Genomic DNA, 24,018 nt, shown 5'->3' with positions numbered 1-24,018 from the left:
CATGCGCCTAATAGAACTAAGACTTAAAAACCTCAACTCCTTAAAAGGCGAATGGCACATTGACTTTAGTGATCCCGCTTTTCTTAACGAAGGTATTTTTGCCATTACTGGGCAAACGGGGGCTGGCAAGACGACCATATTGGATGCGATTTGCTTAGCACTCTATAGCCAAACGCCGAGATTGGGTGATATCACTGGTTCAACGAATGAGATCATGACTCAAGGTACAGGTGAATGCTCAGCAGAAGTCATTATAGAGATTGATTCCAAGCGTTATCAATGCTACTGGTATCAACATCGTGCCCACAAAAAAGCCAAGGGCAATTTATTACCAATTAAGCATGAGATTAGTGAGGTGCAGACCGGCAAGATTTTAGAAGAGAAGAAGTCCAAAACTTCTGCCTATATACAAAACCTCATCGGCATGGATTTCAATCAATTTACTCGCTCCATCATGCTCGCACAGGGCAGTTTTGCCGCGTTTTTAAAGTCTGATATCGGCGATAGAGCCGCGATTTTAGAGAAAATAACGGGTACTGCTATTTATGCCAAAATATCGTTAAACGTTCATGAAAAGAAACGCTTTGAGGAAGAAGCGCTTGACAAACTACAGGCAGGCGTGAATAGCTTGTCGTTATTAAATATTGAAGACGAAAAACTACTGGTAGCAGATTTAGAGCGCTTTAACCAACAGCAGAGCGCACAGCGCCAAACCTTTAAAACCCTGAGTGAACAGTTACAATGGCTGGATAGCGTTCAGCAGCTACAGCAAAATCTCTCGACCTATCAGACCGATTTTTTAGCGGCACAGCATACGCAGCAAACCTTTATTCCAGAAGCGCAGTGTTTAGATGGCGCTAATAAGGCTTTAGAGATTGATAGCTATTTCCGTGAGCTTAGCTACAGCCGAAATTTGGTTAAGCAGTTAGAGGTTGAGCAGCAAGATTTGCTTAATAAGATTCCAACTCAGCAAGAAGCGCTGGCACACGCCAATACCCATTTAAACTCTATCAATACCATTGCAAAGCAAGCCACAGATAGCCTACATGCTACTTTGCCTATTATCAAAAAGACGCGTGAGTTGAATACTGAGATAAAACAGCACTCTTATTCTTTAGCGAGCGATAATCAGCGTAAAGAGGTATTAGTTAGTAACACTCAACAATTAGGTCAAGATATAGCTGACTACAAACAAACAGAGCAAAAGACTCAGACTCAGCTTAGCAATGTAGAAAAGTACTTTCGCGATTACCAAGAGCTAAACGATCTCGATACAGATATGGTGACCTTCGATAACAGCTGTCGCCAATTAATGGCGCTGTTGGAAGATAATGCCAATCTAACAGCGGATAAACTTGCTTATAGTAATCAAGCCCGCATGCTACAGACTGATTTTGATAAGTTATATAAGCAGCAAGGTGCAGAGAAATTATTGATAACGCAGCAGCGCGAGCAATTTGCCAGCGTACAACAGCAGCAAGCCACACTCATTCAAAACCAGCCCATTGCTAATATGCGTAGCGAGCAAGAGCAAATCGATCAAATAAGCACTCAGATTGCGCAAGCCCATAGTAAGCTAGAACAGCTGTCTGAGCGTACCAACCAAATTAAAGACATCAATGCAACGTTACCCAAACTGAATCAAGAGCTTAAGACTTTAGAAGGTTTGATTGACAGTCACAAGATAAATATTGAAGAGGCTAAGCTCAAGAGGCAAGAGAAACAAGAGCATCTACATCTACTACAAAAGGTCGCTAAGCTTGAAGATTATATAGTAGAGCTAGAGGATGGGTCGCCCTGCCCGCTTTGCGGCGCACATGAGCATCCTTATGGTAAACAGCATCCGTTATTAGACCCTAGTAGCAAAAATAATAATACCGACGCCAATGACGACCAAAACCAGTCGTCCACAATAAAACAGACTAAGGCGCAATTAACTCAGCAGCACATAGCTGAATTAGAGATCGCTATTGATAATCTTGAGCAGATCTTATCTAAACATCATATCGACCATGCCACCAAAAAAGAAGCCATCAATAATCAACAGCAGCAGTTAGCGCCCTTGCAGCAGCAATCTAAAATTTTACACGCTGATATTCAGTCTAACCTTTCCTCGCTATTTAACACTGAAAATAGTTATTCGGAATCGACTGTGGCAATTATCGATCCACTTGCGCAGATTAACAACGATACTGATATTCATATTGATCAGGGCTTATCCTTATTAAGCATCATCAAACACAAACTGACTGAGCATAAACAGTCTCTTAAAACGATAGTCGTCAAATATGACAACCTAGCTGAAAGTGCTGCAACGCTCAGTATTGCCATCGAAGCCGATGAACAGCAGCAACAGCTACTTAGTCGCGACATTAATAATCTGACGACTGATATCAAGCTAAATGCTCAAAAAATTGAAAGTGTCGAAGATAAGATTGCCACTAATTTTTCTGAACTCATACCCATAATGACCAATATTTCATCTTTGGTGAGTAAGTACCCAACGGCTAAATACGAGAAGCATTTAACGATAGCGCTCAAAGCGACTGACGTTCAAGGCGCACTGCAGCAACTCATTGAAAGTACTCATAAGCAAACAGTATTAGCAAGCGCAAATTATGATGAGCATATTGACCAATTGCGGGCACAACGTCATGCTTTGAAGCAGTTAAAGCAATATCATCATGAGCAAAGTAGCTGCCAACAGCAACTCACCAATACGCTGAGCAGCCTGACTGCGAATATTGAGAGTAAGCAAGCACAGCTCGCCAATAATGAGACAGCACTCAATGAATTAGAGACATTAATTGATAATAAAACTGATGATATCGAACAATTAAAGAAAGCTAGAAAAGCGCTATTCGCAGATAAAGATACAGATTATGAAGAAAACCAGTTACGCAGCGCTGCTGATGAGGCTAAAGCCAAACAAATCATAGCGCAAAGACAGCTAGATTCTGTACTGCAATCTTTAGAACAATTAAAGCTCAGAGAGCAACAGCTAGCCAAAGAGCGACAGTTGGCGACTACTACCGTAAATACACAGGACAGTATTTTTACTAACTTACTCGCAGAGTCAAAGTTCGCCGATGAAGCAGATTTTTTGAGTGCGCGTCTGCCTAAAGAAGAGCGTGAGGCATTACATATACGTAAACTAGCGATTGATAATACCCTACAACAGGCTAAGTTGCATTTAAATAGTACCCAGCAAGCATTAGAGCAAAAATTTGCCACACCTATGACAGATGAAGACCGAGAAACACTTGCTGGCAAGCATCATCAAATACAGACGGATATCGATGAGTTAAGTCAAAAAATCGGCGCGATTGACCAAAAGCTTAAGGATAACGACAGCCAAAAAGGGCAACAGGCGACACAGCTGATTGCAATCGATGAACAAAAACAAAAGCTACAAGTTTGGCAGCAGCTACATACGTTAATTGGTTCTGCTGATGGCAAAAAATATCGTACCTTTGCCCAAGGCTTAACGTTTGAGGTCATGATTAGCCATGCCAATACGCAACTGCAAAAAATGAGTGACCGCTATTTGCTCATTCATGATGACAGTAATCCGCTTGAGCTTAATGTGATTGATAACTATCAAGGCGGTGATATTCGCAGTACCAAAAACCTATCGGGCGGCGAAGGATTTATTATCAGCTTGGCGCTCGCCCTTGGGCTATCGCAGATGGCGAGTCACAACATTCGCGTGGATTCACTGTTTTTGGATGAAGGGTTTGGTACGCTTGATGAAGAGTCGCTTGATATTGCGCTCGATACCTTAACGAGCTTACAACAAGAAGGTAAGCTTATTGGTATTATCTCTCACGTACAGGCTTTAAAAGATCGCATCTTGACTCAAATCAAGGTTGAAAAAATCTCGGGTGGTTTCAGTCAAATCAGTGGCCAAGGCTGTCGCCGAGTGGTCAATATTACTAATGAAAAAGCCTCGTAATTTAAAGCGGTCATCAAGAGTCGAGCATGCATCACGCCGTTGATTACTTTTTACGCTTATTACGCTTAGCCAGACAATAAAAAACCACCGTTATTAATTAACGGTGGTTTTTTTGAAAAGATCTTTATCTTGTTGTTTATTGAATGATTAGTTGCTTAGTTTAGTTACTTGGTTACCAAACTGCTTAGCTCACTCATCAATACTGACAACGTTGAAAGACCAATTTGACCATTTTCATCATTGCTATGCAGATTATCTAACTTGCTCATCTCTGTGGTGACAGACTCCAGATGATCCAAGTGACGTGAACGCCATTCACCAAACGCTTGCTTTGCATCTGGTTTAGATAATATGGCATCCATCAGTAGACGTAGGCTACGTGACAGCTCGTTCATCAACGCATGGCGTGCGCGGCGATCCCAGTAGTCTTGCTGTGGTAACGTTGCGATGTTGTCCATCATCCAATCTAACTGCAAGACGTGATAGGCATCAAAGTACAACGTTGCAATCTCATCAACAGGACGCTCATATTGCTCAGCGAGCAGTGCGGCATCAAGTGCATCAACATGATAAGGCAGCATCGCAAACAACGCGGCATCACTATTAGACAGATCATTCTGCATCAGGCTAGTAGTATCTTCTTGCAAGTATTCTGCAAATTGTTGCTCAATAAAGCCGCCTGATTTGGTTAATTTCTCAACACTATCGCTAAAGCGACTGATCATGTCAGCGACTTGTAATTCTTGACCAAAGGCATTGATAAACCAAACCACACCTTGCTCAAGCGCGTCACGTAGACGTAGTTCAAGAGTTAGCAGTAATGTAGCATCGACTTGATTGTCCAGTGCTTCAAGCGTGTTCCAAGCTTTTGATACATTGAAGACATCACGGCTAATCGCATAACCACGTACGATGGTCGCCAGCGATTGATCTGTTTCCTCATAAAGACGGAACAGTGCTTCAATGCCCAAACGATTGACCACACTATTGGTCAAATAGGTGCTGATAATCTCACGATGTAAGCGATGTTCAGTCATCTCATCAAAGAAACGCGTCGCCAGCTCATCAGGGAAATACTTGCGCAGCTCATTGATAAAGTACGCATCATCTGGCAAGTCTGATGATAACAAGTTGTCATACACCCACATTTTGCCATAAGCCATGACAACTGCCAGCTCAGGGTTGGTCAAGCCAGTATCTGCTTTTTGACGTTTGGCAATTTCTTCATCTGATGGCAGATATTCAATCGCCCGATCAAGACGCCCTTCGCCTTCTAACATCTGAATAAAACGCTGATGATCGCTTAAGTTAGCCGCCGCACGAATGTGGCTAAGCTCAATGGCTTGTGGTTGAAGGTAATTTTGACGCAATACCAGCTCTGCCACGCTATCAGTCATGCTCTCAAGCAACTCATTACGCTGCTTTAAAGTCATGTCGCCTTGCTCGACCACTTTACCAAGTAGAATTTTGATATTGACTTCATGATCTGAGCAGTTTACGCCGCCTGAGTTATCGATAGCGTCGGTATAAATGCGCCCGCCTGTTTGTGCATATTCGATACGCCCTTGCTGGGTAAAGCCTAAGTTACCACCTTCACCAACGATAGCCGTACGTAGCTCATTGCCGTTGACTCGTACTGCGTCATTGGCACGGTCGCCGACATCAGCATGGCTCTCATTCACGCTTTTCACATAAGTACCGATACCGCCATTCCAAATAAGGTCAACAGGCGATTTTAACAACGCACTGATTAACTCATTGGGTGCCATGCTATCTTCAGCGATATCAAAACGCTGTTTCATCTCAGCACTGAGCGTGATGCTCTTATCTTGGCGGGAGAAAACGCCACCTCCTTGGCTAATAAGCGACTTTTCATAGTCATCCCACGTCGAACGCGGCATGTCAAATAAGCGGGCACGTTCTGCGTGTGAAGCAGCAGCATCTGGATTAGGATCAATAAAGATATGTAGATGGTTAAATGCGGCGACCAGCTGGGTATGGGTTGATAGCAGCATACCATTGCCGAATACGTCACCGCTCATATCACCAATACCAACCACGGTAAAGTTATCACGGTTTTGAATGTCCATGCCGCGCATACGGAAGTGGCGTTTGACCGACTCCCAGCCACCGCGTGCAGTGATACCCATGGCTTTGTGATCGTAACCAACCGAGCCACCTGAAGCAAAGGCATCGTCGAGCCAGAAATCATATTCAGCAGACAAGGCATTCGCAATATCAGAGAAGCTAGCCGTTCCTTTATCAGCCGCGACCACTAAGTACGGATCATCTTCATCATGACGCACGGTGTTGGCTGGCGGGACAATTTTTCCATCAACGATATTATCCGTCACATCGAGCATGCCGCGTAGAAATGCTTGATAGCAAGCAATGCCTTCGGCTTGGAATGCGTCGCGACCATCTGCCATGGTTTTGGTTTTGACGATAAAACCGCCTTTTGAACCAACAGGAACAATCACCGCATTTTTAACCATTTGTGCTTTGACCAAACCAAGCACTTCGGTACGGAAATCTTCCATACGATCTGACCAACGCAGACCACCACGAGCCACTTTACCACCGCGCAAATGCACGGCTTCAACACGCGGCGAATACACGAATATCTCAAACATCGGTTTTGGTTTTGGCAGATTAGGAATATCTGCTGCCAAAAACTTAAACGATAAACGATCTTTACGCTGACCATCGCTATCGGTTTGATAGAAGTTGGTGCGTACCATGGCGTTAATTAAATCTAAATACCAACGCAAGATACGGTCTTCATCCAAGCTATCCACACCTGCCAATGCCGCCGTGATTTGCTGTTGAATCTGCGCGGTTTTTTCTGTGCGTTCATCTTCACTGTATTTAGGGTTCATACGGGCATCAAACAGACTACCTAGCGCCACGCTAATGTCGCTATTTTTTACTACCGTTTGCTGAATATACGTACTAGAGAATGGTGCTTTCGCTTGCATCATATAACGTGACAATGCTCGTAGTACCACCACATCATAAGTGTCTAAATTGGTCGTCAATACCAACTCGTTAAAGGAGTCACTCTCAACATGTCCCGCCCAAATCTGCTTGAGACTGTCTTCAAACTGACCACGCACCACTTGCATATTGACAGTATCGACATGCTCTAGTGTTAGCTCATACTCTTGCATCCAAATGGGCTGCTCTGGCAAATCAAACTCATAGGTTTGTGCTGAAATGACAGACACACCAAAGTTTTCAAGGATTGGCAGGACCTTAGACAAAATAACAGGCTGTTCACGACCATACAGTTTTAGGTGTAATTGATTGCTTGCGTCGCCCGTTGATTGGTATAAATGCCAAATCATCGGCTGTTCTGCTGTCAATACAGCCAAACGCTTGGTGTCTTCAACCGCAGTACGGGCATCAAAACGCTCTTGATAAGCCGCAGGGATATAATTTAAAAAGCGACGGTTTAAAGCATTGGCTTGTTGCTCACCCACATTATCCAGCAGCATCTTTTGATAGCTGTCGCTCCATGATTGCATTAAAGCAGATAGTTTGGCTTCAAGTGCAGCAGTATCGACATCTTTCACTTGACCTGGCACTGTACGCACATGGACATGCACACGTGCGTGAGCTGATTCATTGAATTCTGTGGTAAACCCTGATGATGTGCCACCGTAGGCTTCTTTTAGGACATTTTGTACTTTGATACGTAGCTCGGTGTTGAACTTGTCGCGCGGGATATAGACCAAGCATGAGACAAAGCGCTGATAATGATCCACACGGCTGAATAGGCGCAGGCTCTTTTTATCTTGCAACTGGCTGATACCAGAAACAATAGGATATAGCTCTTCAACGCTGGCTTGAAAGAGGTCGTCACGCGGTAAGGTGTTAATCACATGCATCATTTTATGGTGCGCATGACCGTCACGCGGCAATTCTGCCATCGCCATAATCTTATTGGCTTTGTCACGTAATAGCGGAATTTGCTGTACTGTTAGTTGATACGCTTGTGAGGTCAATAGACCAATAAATCGATATTCACCAACCAGTTTACCGTTGTCATCAAACTTATGAATACCCAAAAAGTCCATATATACGGGACGATGCACAGGCGATACACGGCTTGATTTGGACAACATCAACACTCGCGGTTCAGTCAATAGTTGCTTTAATACTTTTGGCAATTGGCTAAAACTTTCTGACAGTTTATCTTCTTCAGCACCGCGTAATAGACCAAGACCGCTATTACCAATGGCGAATAAATCTAAATCAGCAGGTTCAGCATTCACTTCGACAGCCTGACCGCCTTCCAAACGGTATTCACGATAACCCAAGAATATAAAATGATCGTCTAATATCCAATCTAAAAATGCTTGTATTTCTTGCTGCGAGTAAAAAACTTCTGGCAGCGGCTTGTTTGATAGCTCAGCTTTGATATCCGTCAACTGCGCACGCATCTGCTTCCAATCGCCAACGACTGTATCTAGCGTATCAATTTTTGCCAATAACATTTGCTGTAATGCAGCCAGATCTTCATCATCTTGATAGGCAATTTCACAATGAATCAAAGACAAATGAGATGTCGCGCTTTCATGTGCGCCTTCGACATGAGTAATATGACCATTATCATCACGTGCAACACTGACAATGATGTTATAAGTACGATGAACATCGATACCTTCAGACTCAAGACTCATCAAAATCGTATCGACTAAAAACGGTCGGTCATAGGCAACAATTTGAATAACCGTATGTGAGCTATGAAAATGCTGCTCTTCTGCTTTGGGGTTTAGCACCTTCAGTTGTGGCTTGCTACCATCATAGGCTTGAAGCAACGTAAAATGATGTAATGCCATGCCCGCTAGGTCAGCATTACTGATAGTCTCAGCTGCCTCTGCGTGCAATGGCTGATAATAGCTATGAATAAAATGATCAAATAATGATTTGTCTTTTTGTACATAACTGGTAGCAATATCGCTTATCTGGCTGATGCGCTCTTTTGCGATACTGAGGGAGTTTGGCATGTCCTTCATCCTTTTTTATAGATTTAATTTATCATTTATTTAAGTTTATTAATTCGTACTAACTAATGGCAGCGCATAAATATGTGAAACATTATTGGTGCTGCGGAGCAGTATATCCATTTACGCAATTTATTCTGTTTTTTCTTGATATTTTAAGTTTCTCTCCTTTTTTAACCCTTATTTTTAGGAATATGTCGCAATTGGGATTTAATACCATTAATTTAGTGAAGTGTAACGTACATAGCGCGCCAGCTAAAGCGTACAACATCATTTCATGAATCAGCAACATGTCGATAACATTTGCTCATGAGACAGGTTTTTCCGTTTATTAATGATTAATTGCTGGCAAGTGGATACTCATGGCAATCGGTACGACTTTTTTGTTAGAATATGCCAGTATATTTGAGAGTGTGTGGCTAACTCATAATTAACTTTAATGCTAAGGGCAAGACGTATGATGAATATTTTGGTGATTGGTTCAGGTGGTCGCGAACACGCGCTAGCATGGCAATGTGCAAAAGACGATAAGGTCAATAATGTCTACGTCGCGCCTGGTAATGCTGGTACAGCGCTTGAACCTAAATGCCAAAACGTTGTACTAATATCTACTGACGAGAACGCTAGTGAGCATAGTGCAATCATCGATTTTTGCCAAAACAATGCCATTGATATGGTCATTGTTGGACCAGAAGCGCCTTTGGTCACTGGTATCGTTGATGCTTGCCGCGATGCTGGGATTCAAGCGTGGGGACCAACAGCATACTGTGCGCAATTAGAAGGTTCCAAAACCTTCGCCAAAGAATTTATGGAACAAAACAATATCCCTACCGCAGCCTATAAAGGCTTCACCGAAGCGGTAGCTGCCAAAGCTTATATCGATGAACAAGGTGCACCCATCGTTATCAAAGCCGATGGCCTTGCCGCTGGTAAAGGGGTCATCGTTGCAGAAACCATCGAACAGGCATATGAGGCCATCGATGACATGCTTGCGGACAATAAGTTTGGTGATGCAGGCAGCCGAGTGGTGATTGAGCAATTTTTGCAAGGTGAAGAAGCCAGCTTTATCTGCATGATTGATGGTAAAAATATCTTGCCAATGGCAACGAGCCAAGACCATAAACGGGCTTTTGAAGGCGATACAGGTCCGAACACAGGCGGCATGGGAGCATACTCCCCTGCGCCAGTGGTCACTCAAGATGTCCATGAAAAAGTCATGACCCAAGTCATTCAACCAGTGGTTGATGCAATGAATAATGCTGGTCACCCTTATACGGGATTTTTATATGCAGGTCTTATGATTGATGAAGCAGGTGACCCTTATGTGATCGAATTTAACTGCCGTTTTGGTGATCCAGAAACTCAGCCTATCTTAATGCGTTTACAATCATCAATGGTAGATTTGGTGGCACAAGGTCTAGCAGGACAGTTGCCCAGTGATGCTCAGTGGGACAGCCGCCCTGCCCTCGGTATCGTCATTGCTTCAAAAGGCTATCCTGAAACATCATCAAAAGGTGATGTGATTGCTGGCTTGCCAGAACTAGATGACAATAATGACAACGCTGTCAAAGTCTTCCATGCTGGCACTGCTTTTTCTGATGGCGATGCCATAGACCGTGAAAAAGAAGTGGTGACGAATGGCGGACGTGTATTATGCGTGACTGCTCTTGCAGATAGTATTTCAGATGCTCAGCAAGCGGCACTTGCGGTAACAGGTGCGATTAGTTTTGATGGTGCACAGTATCGCCGTGATATTGGTCATCATGCCATTGCTCGTGAAAACAGTTAAAAATCAATATTACTCAGGCGAGAGCTTTTCGCAGTTTTAGTCTGATACACCAAATTACTCTTAGCTTTTATGATTCGACCTAGCATCATGCTAGGTCTTATTTTTTGATATTATTTTTTACGAAGTTATAATCTGCAAATATATACTGCGGCTTACAAAGTAACTGCTATTGGCAAGCTTAGGCTCATCAACCAAATGTGCTTTATATGATACAATTTTGTACCCGTACATCGCATCTCCCTTGTATTGTAGGTTTTGAACCCACAAATCAATACCAACTGGATGAATGATTATATTTATGGCAAATGATACGTCTAAACCTTCTAGCACCAAGCAATCCATCGATAACTTAAAAACCTCAGGGTTTGATAGACGAATGTCGATTGCTAAAACCTCCTTAAATATTGGTCGCCGCTGGGCGGGTAATAGTGTGTCTGGCATGTTCTTAAATAAAGAAGCTCGCACAGCACGTAACCAAGTATTTATGGAAGCCCAAGCAAACTACCTCGCAGAAGAGCTAGGTAAGCTAAAAGGTTCGGTCGTCAAAATTGGTCAAATGCTAGCGATTTATGGCGAACATATTTTGCCACCAGAAATCACCCGTGCCTTGCAAACGCTCAATGACGATACCGCTACGTTATCATGGCCAACCATGCAACAAACGCTGCAGCAATTATTGGGCGAAAAATTACATGAATTAGATGTCGATACGGTTCCTATAGGTACCGCATCGCTCGCGCAAGTTCATCGAGCCACCGTGATTGCAACTGGCGAGCAAGTTGTATTAAAAATTCAGTATCCAGGTGTTGCTGATGCAATCAATTCAGATCTTGCTTTATTTAAGCAACTATTAAGAGTGAGTAATATCGTTCCGCAGACCCGTTCGCTCGATGCTTGGTTCGAAGAGATACGTGACCTACTCCATCATGAAGTGGACTATGAAGCTGAAGCCGCGACGACAGAACGGTTTTATGACCGCCTGAGTAATGATCCGCGTTACATAGTTCCCAAGATTAATCGCACTTATTCCAAAAAACGCCTACTCTGTATGTCTTATGAGCCAGGTATTACCGTAGTTTCTGAGGCATTACAATTATTACCTCATGAGCGTCGTAACGCTATTGGTCAGGCAGCCATCGAAATCATGATGCAGGAAATTTTTGTGTGGGGTGAAATGCAGACGGACCCCAACTTTGGTAATTATCTGGTTCGTGTCAGTGAAAATGAAGGCGATATCGATAAATTAGTATTATTAGATTTTGGTGCTATTCGTCAATTTGATAACAACCTTTTGACCATTGCGCATGGCTTACTAAAAGCTGGTTACCGCCATGACCATCAGGCGATGATGCTTGCGATGACGGGTTATGACTTCTTTGATAGTATGAGTGATAAAGTACGCTCTGATATGGCGTCACTATTTTTATTGGCAACCGAACCGTTTAGTGATCCAGCGACCAATCCTGATATTCCTAGCGATTGTCTAGATAAGGACCACCGTTATATTTGGGCGAACAGCAAACTTCACTCTCGCCTCTCAACACAAGCTACAAAAGCGATGCAGTCTTTTGAGTTTAACTTACCACCAAAAGAATTTATGTTTATTAGTCGAAAATTTATTGGTGCTTACACCTTTTTGACGGTGCTTGATGCTTATACCGATTCGGATACTTTAGTAAAACCTTATTTGTAATTCTGATTGAAGAAAATTTTTTCCAATAGCAAGTAATTTTTGAACCGCCCTTTTTTGGCGGTTTTATTTTTTAGTATTTTATTTACTTAGGCTATTTTATATGTTACAAATTAGCACTTATTATTGGCAATATTGGTTTTGATTTATTACTTAGGCTATTTAACTTGATTCACAATATCTGCCTGCCACTCATCAAACCTAGTTTTATAACCCTCCGGCTTACGCACATTAAGCTCCCAGCATACCTCTCCACGGGCTAAATATTTTATTTCAAAATGCGTACGCTGACTGTCATCAGCGACTTGATAGCGCTCATTAGGCAACGACCATATCTCGGTTGTTTGCTGCTCTGCATTATTGATATAGGCTTCAATGTTGGTTACTAGTACCACCTCTCCACCTACTTGCAATCGCGACAATAGAAACTCGAAAAAAGGCATGTTTAGCCATTGCTGGTTGGGATTTTGCTGTTCAGGATTGGGGTACAGTATGAAGATTTGACTGACGCTATTGGGTTTAATGGCATGCACAATCCATGCGATCGCATCAGCATGAATGGCAGTTAAATTCGGCGAGTCTTGTAGCACTGCCAGTTTGGCAAAAGCGTCAAACTTATTACGCGTACGTTCGATCGCAATCAGATGCTTATCAGTATTTTTCGCAGCGAAACCAAGCGCATGCTTACCCTTCCCTGCACCAATTTCTAATATTAAAGGAACAGCGCTTTTATTGTCATGAATGATATTTGGCATAATAAAATCACGTGGTGCTGAAAGCTTTTCTGGTTGAAATGCTCGCTGTTGCTGATGTGTAAGCTCAATATTATCGGTCATCTACTATCCTTAAAGTATTTGTCTTTTGCCATTATTCAGGCGCATGCTATTATATAGCCAATCCACTTCAATAGTAATATGGCGACAGCGAGTAACGCGCTATCGTAGTCTATCAAGCGCATACGAGATGAAAATAGATGCAATTACCGACTGCCGCTCGCTAATGATGTTCATCATACAAATAAATTGAGGATACTCCCACCCCTATCATGACTGAATCTACCCCCCAAACCTCCCCTACAACCTATCCTTGCCCACGTTGTGGTACCAAAACAGCATGGCAAGACAATAAATACAAGCCGTTTTGTAGCAGTCAATGCAAACTTATCGACTTAGGTGCATGGGCAAATGAAGACTATACCTTACCTGCAGAAACCACGCCTTTTTCTGACGAGCTATAATCAACACCTTCTCTTTTAACTAATTTATCATCTTAAGGATGTTTTATATGTCTGCTACTTATCTGATGCCCACTTATAACCGTCAGCCAATCAGCTTTACACGCGGTTCAGGCAGCTGGCTATACACCAAAGATGACACGCCTTATTTAGATGCGCTGACTGGTATTGCCGTATGCGGTTTAGGACATTGCCACCCGCAAGTGACTGACGCCATTCAGCAGCAAGCAGCGACTTTAGTACATACCAGTAATTTATTCGGTATCGACTGGCAAGAGCGTGCGGGTGAAGTACTATGTACAGCCGCCCAAATGGACAGTGTGTTCTTTGCCAATAGTGGTGCTGAAGCTAACGAGGCGGCGCTTAAATTGGCGCGTCTATATGCCTATCAGCAAGGTTTTAAACGCCCAAAAGTCATCGTTATGGAGCAGTCATTCCATGGTCGTACCTTATTATCATTGTCAGCCACCGCCAACCCAAAAGCCCGTGAAGGGTTTTATACATTAGATGAGGATTTTATCCGTGTACCCTTTGGCGATATTGCCGCGATTAAGCAAGCCGCGCAAGATCATGATGAAATTTGCGCCATCTTTGTAGAACCTATTCAAGGTGAAGGGGGTTTAAATACTGCTGCCAACGGATTTACGTATCTTGAAGAACTACAAGCAGAGTGTGAAGCCCACAACTGGCTATTTATGCTGGATGAAGTGCAAACAGGTAATGGCCGTACGGGTAAATACTTCGCTTATCAACATAGTAATGCGCGTCCTGATGTATTGACGACGGCTAAGGGCTTGGGTAACGGTTTTCCAGTAGGCGCATGTATGGTACGTGGCCGCGCTAATGGCCTGTTTGGTGCTGGTAGTCATGGCTCTACTTATGGTGGTACGCCGCTAGCCAGTCGTGTGGTACATAGCGTATATGACGTATTGGCTAACAGTGATATCATGACCAATGCCGTGACCGAAGGGCTGTTTATTCGAGAGACGCTGGTCGATACACTAGGACAATATGGAGTCAGCAGTCGTGGTGCAGGTATGATGATTGGTATCTCTTTGCCTGAAGACATGGACTGTAGTCAGTTGGTTGAGCGTGCACGTGATGAACAAAAGCTAATCATCAATGTCACTGGTGGGCATGTTGTGCGCTTGCTACCGCCGCTTAATATGAGCCGCGATGAGAGCACACAAGTGGCTGAGCGTTTGATTGACTTGCTAAAACCATCATTTTAAATGATTAGTCACACTAAACGCTAACACTAAAAAAGCCTATAGATAATATGTCTATAGGCTTTTTGCTTTTGGAGGCTTTAAACTCCTCTCTACGGTGCGTTATTCAAACGTCACCTAATTGGCATGGAAGTACTTTTTTAACACCTCTAAACAGCGAGTGATTTTGGCTGGCTGTTGATCACGGTTTAAGGTGACAGCATATAGTACAAAACTTGGTAATTGATAACCGGTCAACACTTCGACCAAATCACCATTTTCAAGCTCTTTTTTGATGTCCATTTCCATCATTCTAACCAAACCATGACCTTCTTTTGCCAAGGTGGTCGCCATAAAGACATTATTGGTATAAATGCGTGAATTCATTTTCGTACGCGTCTTTTTACCCGTTTCTGTTTGAATGAGGTCAATTTGATTGGCATCTTTCATGATTTCAATACAAATCAGCTGATGGTCAGCCAAATCTTTAGGCGTCTGCAGTTTGGTATGTTGACGTAGGTACTGCGGTGAAGCAACCAACATTTGGCGCACATCAGTCAATGGATGACTGCTGAGGCTCGAATCATTAATCGATGGACTCATACGAATCGCAATATCGATCCGCTCATCAATCATGTCAATATAGTGGTTGTCTGCCAGATAGGTAATGCTAAGATCATCATGTGCCGCCATCCACGTAGAGAGTGCCGGCAAAATATGATTAACGCCAAGCTCCGGTGTTGTCGCCACTCGTAAGCTGCCTGCCAACTCATCACGCAACTGATTGACCTTAATCCGCCCTTGTTCAGCAGCACTTACCACATCCTTTGCGGCTTCATAAAAGCTTTCGCCAGCTTCTGTTAAGCTCAGCTTACGAGTTGAGCGGTGTAATAGCACGACGCCCAGCTCATTTTCTAATGAGCGGATTTGCTGACTGACGGCACTGGTTGTAATGCCAAGCTCACGAGCAGAGCCACTAAAAGAGCCATGTCCAACCACACTGGCGAACACAGCCATACCGCGTAAATTATCCAACATATTCTCACCTAAACTTCATTTCAGTTTTTAATATAACTTAACCATTATAACGAATCTTAATTTATCTTATCGTTATTAAATATTTCTCTCTTGTTTAAAAAAGCCCATTTAATCTGCAATAAAAACAAAAATATCAAGGCGATAGTACAACATCGCCTTGATATTTTATATGAAAGTTGTCTTTAATAACTATATAGACTTTTAAATAATTTTAACAACAGTTTTTCTGACTGTTTAATACAACTGAACCTTACCCATTTTTCCTTCACCGCGCTCATTCAAATACTGCATCACAGGCGTAGCAAGCAGTCTTGCTTCTGCAACCGTTTTGGCTTGCACCAAGCGCTTTTGTTGGCGACGCTCAGGCGTCTTATCCTCTGCTTGCATGACGCTGCCATCGATTTGCAAGTCAATTTCTGCTTGGGTGAACTGCTGTTGCAGTTTAGCCGCTAATTGCTGAAAAGTGGTTTGTAAATGCCGACTATCTACACTTGTTATAAATATTGCCTTGCCATCGCATAAGCCCGTCATCATGCCTTGACGCGCAAGTGCCAATTCGTCTTGAGCCAATATCTCCGCTTCACGAGCCGTTTGTAGCCAATAATCCCATTTTTCTGGTGTCCACTCACCAAGCAGTTCTTGCGGTGAGCAACGCAGCAAAGTACGAGGATCATCAAGTTGCCTTGTTAACTGAGAATTATTTGCATCAGGCTCAACAACGGGTTCAGGCTCAACAACGGGTTCAGGCTCAACAACGGGTTCAGGCTCAACAACGGGTTCAGGCTCAACAACGGGTTCAGGCTCAACAACGGGTTCAGGCTCAACAACGGGTTCAGGGTTAGTTACTAATACATCATGATTTTTCTCAGAATTTTGAGCCAAACTTGGCTCAATATTGTCATAGGTCTCGACTTGCAAATCATCATTATTTCGTGCTTGATAATCAATGCCATAAGACTGTAATGGCGGTGCAGAAGCCGAGTGGCTATTTGATAACTTATTCGATGACTGTGTAGAAGGTGTAGATGTTCCATCTTCTATAGCTGGTACTTCAGGTGATACAGAGCCAGCATAAGTATGATTTAATATCTCATCGACTGGCAACGGACGAAATGCCAGCAGACGTAAAATGCACATTTCCAGCGCTTGCATTGGTGTGCTCGCAAGCTTAACACCTTCACGTGCTTGCACAACAATCTCATAATACAGTTGCAGAACGTCTGGACTCATATGCTGCGCAAGCGTGTTAATATCTTGCGCCTGTGCCTCATTCACATTTAATGCCACTTCAGGCAACAGCTGAGTCAACGCCAATTGATGCAGTAATTCAGTAAGACCATCAAACATACTCGTCGCATCAACCATTTGCGCGCGCATCTGTTCTATATGAGCCGCGACAGCAGATTTGTCATGGTTATAGATATCAGTAATTAAACTGACCAGATCAGCCGCATCAATTAAACCAAGCATGGCGTTTACAGTGACATCGTCGAGCGCACCTTGACCAAAAGCAATGGCCTGATCGGTCAATGACAACGCATCACGTACCGAGCCTTTGGCGGCGCTGGCCAATTGCCAGAGCGCAGGTTGCGTATAGCCTACCTGCTCTTGGGTAAGAACATTTGCCAAATGCTCGCTGAGTAGCGTTTGCGGTAGCGGACGTAGTACAAACTGCAAACAGCGCGAAATAATGGTAATCGGCAATTTTTGCGGATCAGTCGTGGCAAGTAAGAATTTTACATGCTCAGGAGGTTCTTCCAAAGTTTTAAGAAGCGCATTAAAACTGTGTGTGGACAACATATGTACTTCATCAATCAGGTACACTTTATAACGCCCCTGACTTGGCGCATACGGCACATTATCCAGCAACTCACGTGTGTCTTCTACTTTGGTACGGGATGCCGCATCAATCTCGATAAGATCGATGAATCGCCCTTGATCGATGGCCACGCAGTTATCACACACACCGCAAGGCGTACTAGTGATACCCGTATCGCAGTTCAAACATTTAGATAAGATACGCGCAATCGTGGTCTTACCCACACCGCGTGTGCCCGTAAAGAGATAAGCATGATGCAAACGGTTATAATCAATCGCATTAATCAGTGCTTGAGAAACATGCGTTTGCCCAATCAACTCGTGAAAGTTTTTGGGACGGTATTTGCGCGCTAAAACTTGATATTGCTGCGTCATAATAAATGCCAATGTGAATAATACAAATATAGATGGAGTGTCAAACCAGTAGGCTATATTAGGTTTAGATTATAACTGCGCTTGAAGTTGTGCTAAACGTTCGTATAAGCGCTGAGTATTGGCGTCAATCACTGAGCCTTTTTGATAAAAGGCATCCAAGTACACCTCTGTATTGACGCTATCATCACAAGGTCTAAACTCTACGCCAATCAAAAAAAAATCATCCATCACTGGATCCTGCATTTGAGCATTGAGCTCCAATAACAAGTCTTGTTGAGACGTGCGCACCTTGTCAGCACTCAGCGAACTATTATCATCTTGCGCATAGAAAACCATCAGATAATGGCGCCCAAACACGTGATAAGAGTGCTCATGACAAACATAACCATTCCAGCGAGAGTCTTGATCCATCGTTTTGTAAGCTAAGATTTTTTCAACCAAACAAGCGTAAGTATACATTGATTCATCGACTAAAATATCGACTGGCTCTTTTGGTAGTGGTTGACCTGCCTCATAATAATTTTTGATCAAACTATTAAACAGCTTGTACCACATTCGAGTATTTTTCTGAATCTCAGCCATGAGTGCTTTGGCAAAGACTGCCTGATCTGGTTCTGTAGCTTTGAGCAAGCGTTGCTCAATCTGATCGATCAACTGATTGTCAATCAATTGCTCTTGCACCCTAATCGCTCTTTGATGAAAGTCAGGCGACTGTAAAAACTGGGTAAGTAATGTCGATTCGTCTTGGAATGACTCAAACCCTGTCAGCTGGCTGCGATGAAAGTCTAAAAATGCGGACAAATCGCTTGGCGTAACCAATTGGCTGATGATATCGACAAAGTTTTGATGGCTAAATACCTGTAAAACACTCTGCTCATCATCCAGATCTAAAACACAGTCTTCAGCAAAAAACTGACTACCATATTCATAATCAACCGTATGCGAGGATGCTTGTGGTTTATCATCTTGATGCACGACAGACAGTGACGTCAAACCAATAAAATAAACATCCTTACCAGCTGTCGAGGTATTACTTTCTGCCATCGACCTATCGTTTTTTAGATAAAGCTGAGCGTGACGCTTAATTAGTTGGTTGACGACTTCTTTTCTCCACTCACGAACTTGAGCGCTGTCTACTTTTTGCCTACTCGCTCGCATCACTACATCATTGACGATCAAATAAATGATAGCGCTAGAAAACTCAAAAACAAAATCATAACCTTGAAACTGCTCAGGATTGGTTGTTTTATCTGCTGGTAACTCATACAAAGATAAGAAACTTTGGTGAATCATTTGTTGCCAAAGTGAGGGTGACGCGTGCTGAGTATCCATGATATCCCTATAAATAAGGTCTCATAAAGAATCTGGGACCATTCCATTGAAAGCAAAAGAGCTTTCTTATGTTCAGTTTAGTCCCAGCATGGATTTATGGCAAGTAAACCAGTTCTAGCTTTCTAATTTGCGACGCATATGCGGAAATAAAATCACATCACGAATACTGGCAGAATCGGTAAACAACATCACTAAACGGTCAATGCCGATACCTTCGCCTGCGGTTGGTGGTAAGCCATAAGACAGCGCTTCGATGTATTCTTCATCAAAATGCATCGCTTCATCATCACCAGCGTCTTTTTCAGCGACTTGTCCACGGAAGCGTTCTGCCTGATCAGCAGGATCATTAAGCTCGCTAAAGCCGTTTGCCAGTTCACGACCACCGATGAATAGCTCAAAACGATCGGTGATTTCAGGATTGTCATCACTACGGCGTGCCAGTGGTGAAGTTTCCGCTGGATATTCAGTGATGAAAGTTGGCTGACGCAATTGGTGTTCAGCGGTTTCTTCAAAGATAATGGTCTGTAGTTTGCCCACACCAAACACCTCTTTCACTTGCTGTTTAAGCGTTGTCGAAGCGTACTCTGCCAAATAGTCACGGTCATTGATACGTGCCATATCGAAATTTTCGGCATATTTTGCAATTGCATCAGACATAGACAAACGTATAAATGGCGCTTTTAGACTGATGGCTTCTTCTTGATAAGTAATCTCAGTTGTGCCCAAGATATCCATCGCCAATTCATTAAATAAGCGTTCGGTCAAATCCATCAAGTCATGATAATCAGCATACGCTTGATAGAATTCAATCATGGTAAATTCAGGATTATGGCGAGTTGATACACCTTCGTTGCGGAAGCTGCGGTTAATCTCGAACACTCTTTCAAAACCACCAACAACTAAGCGCTTCAAGTAAAGCTCAGGCGCGATACGCAGATATAAAGGCATATCTAGAGCGTTATGATGCGTCACAAACGGACGCGCCACCGCACCACCCGGGATAGGATGCATCATCGGCGTCTCAACTTCCATGAAACGCTCATTTAACATAAACTTGCGAATGCCGCTAATGACTTGACTGCGAATCATAAAGGTATCACGAGTCGTCTCATTGGTCATCAAATCAAGATGACGATTACGATAGCGAGCTTCGACATCAGCTAAACCATGGAACTTGTTTGGCATTGGACGTAGCGCTTTAGTCAATAACTGAAACTCTTCGATATGCACATATAAGTCGCCCTTGCCTGAGCGACCGATATAGCCTGATACGCCAACAATATCACCCAAATCTAATGATTTAATGGTCGCTAACGTCTCTGGATCCAACTCTTTGCGTGCAACATATAACTGAATGCGACCCGTCATGTCTTGAATAACAATAAAGGCACCACGGTTCAGCATGACGCGACCTGCCACGTTGACCTGTGTTTTTTCGCCATTCGCCGCTTTTTCTTCAATTTCTTGTTTTGAGACGCCGTCAAAAGCAGTTTGCAAATCTTGCGCATAATCAGTACGTTTAAACGTATTTGGATACGGCTGTTTGCCTGAAGCACTGATATCGTCTAGCTTGGCTTGCAGTTGCGCAATCAGCTCGTTAGCGTCTTCTACAACTGGGGTTTGGTCTTGGTTCTGATTATTGTGCTTTGACATAACACTCTCAATATTGTTAGGTAATTAAATGAAATAAACGAAAACTGCAAAATTAAATCTATACTTATTATCATGGTCGATAGCCGTAAAAAAAACAGCTATAAACAAACAGACACTGTCATCTAGACAGTGTCACGCTTTTATGAATTAATGGATTCACGACCAGCTATTGAGCCTCCAGTCATTAATATCCTGATGGTTACTAATCACCACCGCCGATGCTCGCCATCAAATCAGCTTGATGCTCACGCAACAGTGCATCAAGAATCTCATCCAAGTCGCCTTCCATAATGGCATCAAGCTTGTATAACGTCAGGTTGATACGGTGATCGGTCATGCGACCTTGTGGGAAATTATAAGTGCGAATACGTTCTGAGCGATCGCCACTACCGACCAAATCACGACGGATGGTATCTGCGGCATCAACTTGAGCCTGTACTTTGACTTGCTGAATCTTTGAAATCAGCATTTTCATCGCTTGCGCGCGGTTTTTGTGCTGGCTACGCTCTTGCTGACACTCTACCACGGTACCCGTTGGAATGTGGGTCAAACGTACGGCTGAGTCAGTGGTGTTAACGTGCTGACCACCCGCACCACTTGAACGGAAAGTGTCAAAGCGGATATCGGCTGGGTTTAGATCCACTGTATCATCAATCTCAACTTCAGGCATCACCGCCACGGTACAAGCTGAGGTATGCACGCGACCTTGGCTTTCGGTTTCAGGCACACGCTGCACACGGTGTACGCCAGATTCAAACTTTAAACGCCCATACACGCTGTTGCCTGATACGCGAGTGATGATTTCTTTATAACCGCCATGCTCGCCTTCACTTGCCGACAGCACTTCCACTGTCCAGCCTTGTGTCTGCGCGTATTTTTGGTACATACGGAACAAGTCACCAGAGAAAATCGCGGCTTCATCACCACCTGTACCCGCTCGAATTTCCAAAAATGCTGGCACTTTATCATTTGGATCTTTTGGTAGCATCATGACATTGAGCGCCTCTTCCATCTCTACGATGGTCTCGCGGGCGTTATCAATCTCTTCTTGCATCATCTCTTTCATGTCAGGATCTGATGCATCAGCCAGCATAGCCTCTGCATCAGCCTGATCCGTTTCTGCACGCACATAGTTCTGCCATAAAGTGGTGATATCCATCAAGTCGCTGTGCTCGACAGACAATTCACGGAATTTATTATTATCGCTGATGATACTAGGATCTGATAATAAGGCGGTGACCTCTTCATAACGGTCTACCATCTGGTCTAAACGCAGGCGTAAGGATTCTTTCATAAAAGGACTTTTAATTGGATGAGAGGAATAAGACCGTGATTATAGCAAATTTTTCGGGATAAATTAAAACCTCTACGCATTCTTGTCGATATTCTAAGCATTCTTCCCGTTATATTCTCAAATAGCGCCTCATTCTTGAATAATATATTGCTTAAATAATGTGATTAAATGCTCATAATAAAAATAACAGACAAAAAAATAGCTAAGATTGCTCTTAGCTATTTTTTATTAGGGCGTGTCCTCATTTTGAAAGTGCTGATAAAATTGAGGACACCCTCTAGTAACAGATTGTACTTTAAAAATTAAACCTTACGCACCAACACTGAACCGATAGAGTAACCAGCACCAAATGAACAGATAACACCCAAATCACCTGATGCCAGCTCATCTTTATAGCGATGGAAAACAATCATCGGACTGGCTGAACTGGTGTTAGCAAATTCAGCAATGACACTTGGCACAATCGCTTTATCCGCTTCTTTACCGATGACCGTACGTAGGATTAAATCCAACATATTGGCGTTGGCTTGGTGCAGCCACATCATTTTAACATCAGACGTTGCGATATCGTTTTCTTGTAAATGCTCAGTGATGACCTCTGAAACCTTTGGACAGACTTCACGGAACACTTTTCGACCATTTTGTAAGAATAGCTTGTCGGTGACTGGCTCTTTAATGTCTGGATACATCTCAGTCTGTGCCGCTAAGAACTCTGAGCGATCCATAAAGCCGTATTCGTTTTTGATATTGGTCGAAAACTGGGTAAATAGCTTAGAGTTAAGAATCTCATAACCTTTTGGCGTGTCTAGCTCTTCGATGATAGATGCTGTTGCGACATCGCCAAAGATAAAGTGGCTGTCACGGTTACGCCAGTTTAGATGCGCCGAGGTAATCTCAACGTTGACCACAGCGATGCGCTTAGCCAGACCAGAAACGATAGAGCCATGTGCTTGCGATAGACCAAAAGTCGCGGCACTACAAGCGACGTTCATATCATAAGCAAAACCACCAATCATACCGATTGCATTTTGAATTTCGATAGCGACCGCAGGATAAGTACGCTGAAAGTTTGAACAGGCAAGAATGATACCATCTAGGTCATTCGCCTCAAGACCTGCATCTGCTAGCGCGTCTTTCAAAGCCGCAGTACCCATTTCTGCCATGATAGACAGCTCTTCACCTAAATGACGATAAGGAATCACTGGTGCCATGATTTCAGGATCTAAAATACCATCCTTTTCCATCACATAACGTGATTTGATACCAGATACTTTTTCGATAAAGGCCGCTGAAGAAGGCTCTAGGGCAGTCAAAGTTCCTGCTGCTATCTCGTCAGCATGCTTTGCATTATAATTCTCAACATACTTATTAAATGAATCTACTAGCTCTTCATTACTGATGCTATAAGGCGGAATATACAGGCCAGTGCCTGTGATACAAGTCGTCATGATAAGCTTCCTTGTCTACTACTATAGGGCTTGGGATAAGCATAAAAGTGGAAAAATAACAGTCGTTTGATTTCAGTGAATAACTGTAAACTTAAAATCAGAGCCTTTATTATGCCTGAATATAATTATTTTTCTAATACTTTGTTACAAATAATCTGTTTGTTGCGAAAAATAA

13 protein-coding genes are annotated in these 24,018 nt (G+C 43.1%); 5 read left to right on the top strand and 8 right to left on the bottom strand.

Annotation, left to right across the window (positions count from 1 at the left end; translation table 11 throughout):
- The first annotated feature begins 1 nt into the window (after position 1).
- The gene (locus tag JMY05_RS04350) at positions 2 to 3,955 is read left to right on the top strand and encodes an AAA family ATPase (RefSeq protein ID WP_201614246.1); all 3,954 of its coding nucleotides are present in this window, start codon (positions 2 to 4) and stop codon (positions 3,953 to 3,955) included.
- 164 nt (positions 3,956 to 4,119) lie between these two features.
- On the opposite strand, the gene JMY05_RS04345 is transcribed toward JMY05_RS04350, so the two are convergent.
- Positions 4,120 to 8,967 (bottom strand): NAD-glutamate dehydrogenase, encoded by a 4,848-nt coding sequence (locus tag JMY05_RS04345; RefSeq protein WP_201614244.1) that lies wholly within the window; start codon positions 8,965 to 8,967, stop codon positions 4,120 to 4,122.
- 457 nt (positions 8,968 to 9,424) lie between these two features.
- Here JMY05_RS04345 and purD point away from each other — a divergent pair, with 457 nt between their 5' ends.
- Positions 9,425 to 10,753: a phosphoribosylamine--glycine ligase gene (purD, locus tag JMY05_RS04340; protein ID WP_045448156.1), complete on the top strand. Its 1,329-nt coding sequence runs from the start codon at positions 9,425 to 9,427 to the stop codon at positions 10,751 to 10,753.
- A gap of 298 nt (positions 10,754 to 11,051) precedes the next feature.
- On the top strand, positions 11,052 to 12,446 hold the full coding sequence (locus tag JMY05_RS04335; RefSeq protein WP_045448132.1) for an ABC1 kinase family protein: 1,395 nt from the start codon (positions 11,052 to 11,054) through the stop codon (positions 12,444 to 12,446).
- Between the two features lie 155 nt (positions 12,447 to 12,601).
- Here the strand turns inward: JMY05_RS04335 and JMY05_RS04330 are convergent, their stop codons facing one another.
- Entirely contained in the window at positions 12,602 to 13,279 is a 678-nt protein-coding gene (locus JMY05_RS04330) for an SAM-dependent methyltransferase (RefSeq protein WP_045448129.1), read from the bottom strand.
- A gap of 209 nt (positions 13,280 to 13,488) precedes the next feature.
- Between JMY05_RS04330 and JMY05_RS04325 the strand changes: the two genes are divergently transcribed.
- Both JMY05_RS04325 and JMY05_RS04320 read left to right on the top strand, forming a co-directional pair.
- Positions 13,489 to 13,680, top strand: coding sequence for a DNA gyrase inhibitor YacG (locus tag JMY05_RS04325; RefSeq protein ID WP_045448126.1), 192 nt, complete (start codon positions 13,489 to 13,491; stop codon positions 13,678 to 13,680).
- A 47-nt stretch (positions 13,681 to 13,727) separates the two neighbouring features.
- Entirely contained in the window at positions 13,728 to 14,909 is a 1,182-nt protein-coding gene (locus JMY05_RS04320) for an aspartate aminotransferase family protein (protein ID WP_045448123.1), read from the top strand.
- 114 nt (positions 14,910 to 15,023) lie between these two features.
- Here JMY05_RS04320 and JMY05_RS04315 read toward each other — a convergent pair whose 3' ends face one another.
- From JMY05_RS04315 to JMY05_RS04290, 6 genes are all read right to left on the bottom strand, one after another.
- A complete protein-coding gene (locus JMY05_RS04315; RefSeq protein ID WP_045448120.1) occupies positions 15,024 to 15,923 on the bottom strand; it encodes a LysR family transcriptional regulator in 900 nt (299 codons plus the stop codon).
- A gap of 234 nt (positions 15,924 to 16,157) precedes the next feature.
- The gene (gene dnaX, locus JMY05_RS04310) at positions 16,158 to 18,116 is read right to left on the bottom strand and encodes a DNA polymerase III subunit gamma/tau (RefSeq protein WP_201614243.1); all 1,959 of its coding nucleotides are present in this window, start codon (positions 18,114 to 18,116) and stop codon (positions 16,158 to 16,160) included.
- Positions 18,117 to 18,185: 69 nt separating this feature from the next.
- Entirely contained in the window at positions 18,186 to 19,448 is a 1,263-nt protein-coding gene (locus tag JMY05_RS04305) for a hypothetical protein (protein WP_201614242.1), read from the bottom strand.
- A gap of 114 nt (positions 19,449 to 19,562) precedes the next feature.
- On the bottom strand, positions 19,563 to 21,101 hold the full coding sequence (gene lysS, locus JMY05_RS04300) for a lysine--tRNA ligase (protein WP_045447448.1): 1,539 nt from the start codon (positions 21,099 to 21,101) through the stop codon (positions 19,563 to 19,565).
- A gap of 202 nt (positions 21,102 to 21,303) precedes the next feature.
- Positions 21,304 to 22,395, bottom strand: coding sequence for a peptide chain release factor 1 (gene prfA, locus JMY05_RS04295; protein ID WP_055125440.1), 1,092 nt, complete (start codon positions 22,393 to 22,395; stop codon positions 21,304 to 21,306).
- 302 nt (positions 22,396 to 22,697) lie between these two features.
- Entirely contained in the window at positions 22,698 to 23,843 is a 1,146-nt protein-coding gene (locus JMY05_RS04290) for a beta-ketoacyl-ACP synthase III (RefSeq protein ID WP_045447442.1), read from the bottom strand.
- Positions 23,844 to 24,018: the final 175 nt, after the last annotated feature.

This window comes from Psychrobacter sp. JCM 18902 (assembly GCF_904846615.1).
Taxonomy (GTDB): Bacteria; Pseudomonadota; Gammaproteobacteria; order Pseudomonadales; family Moraxellaceae; genus Psychrobacter.
This window is presented reverse-complemented; position numbering and strand designations above follow the sequence as displayed.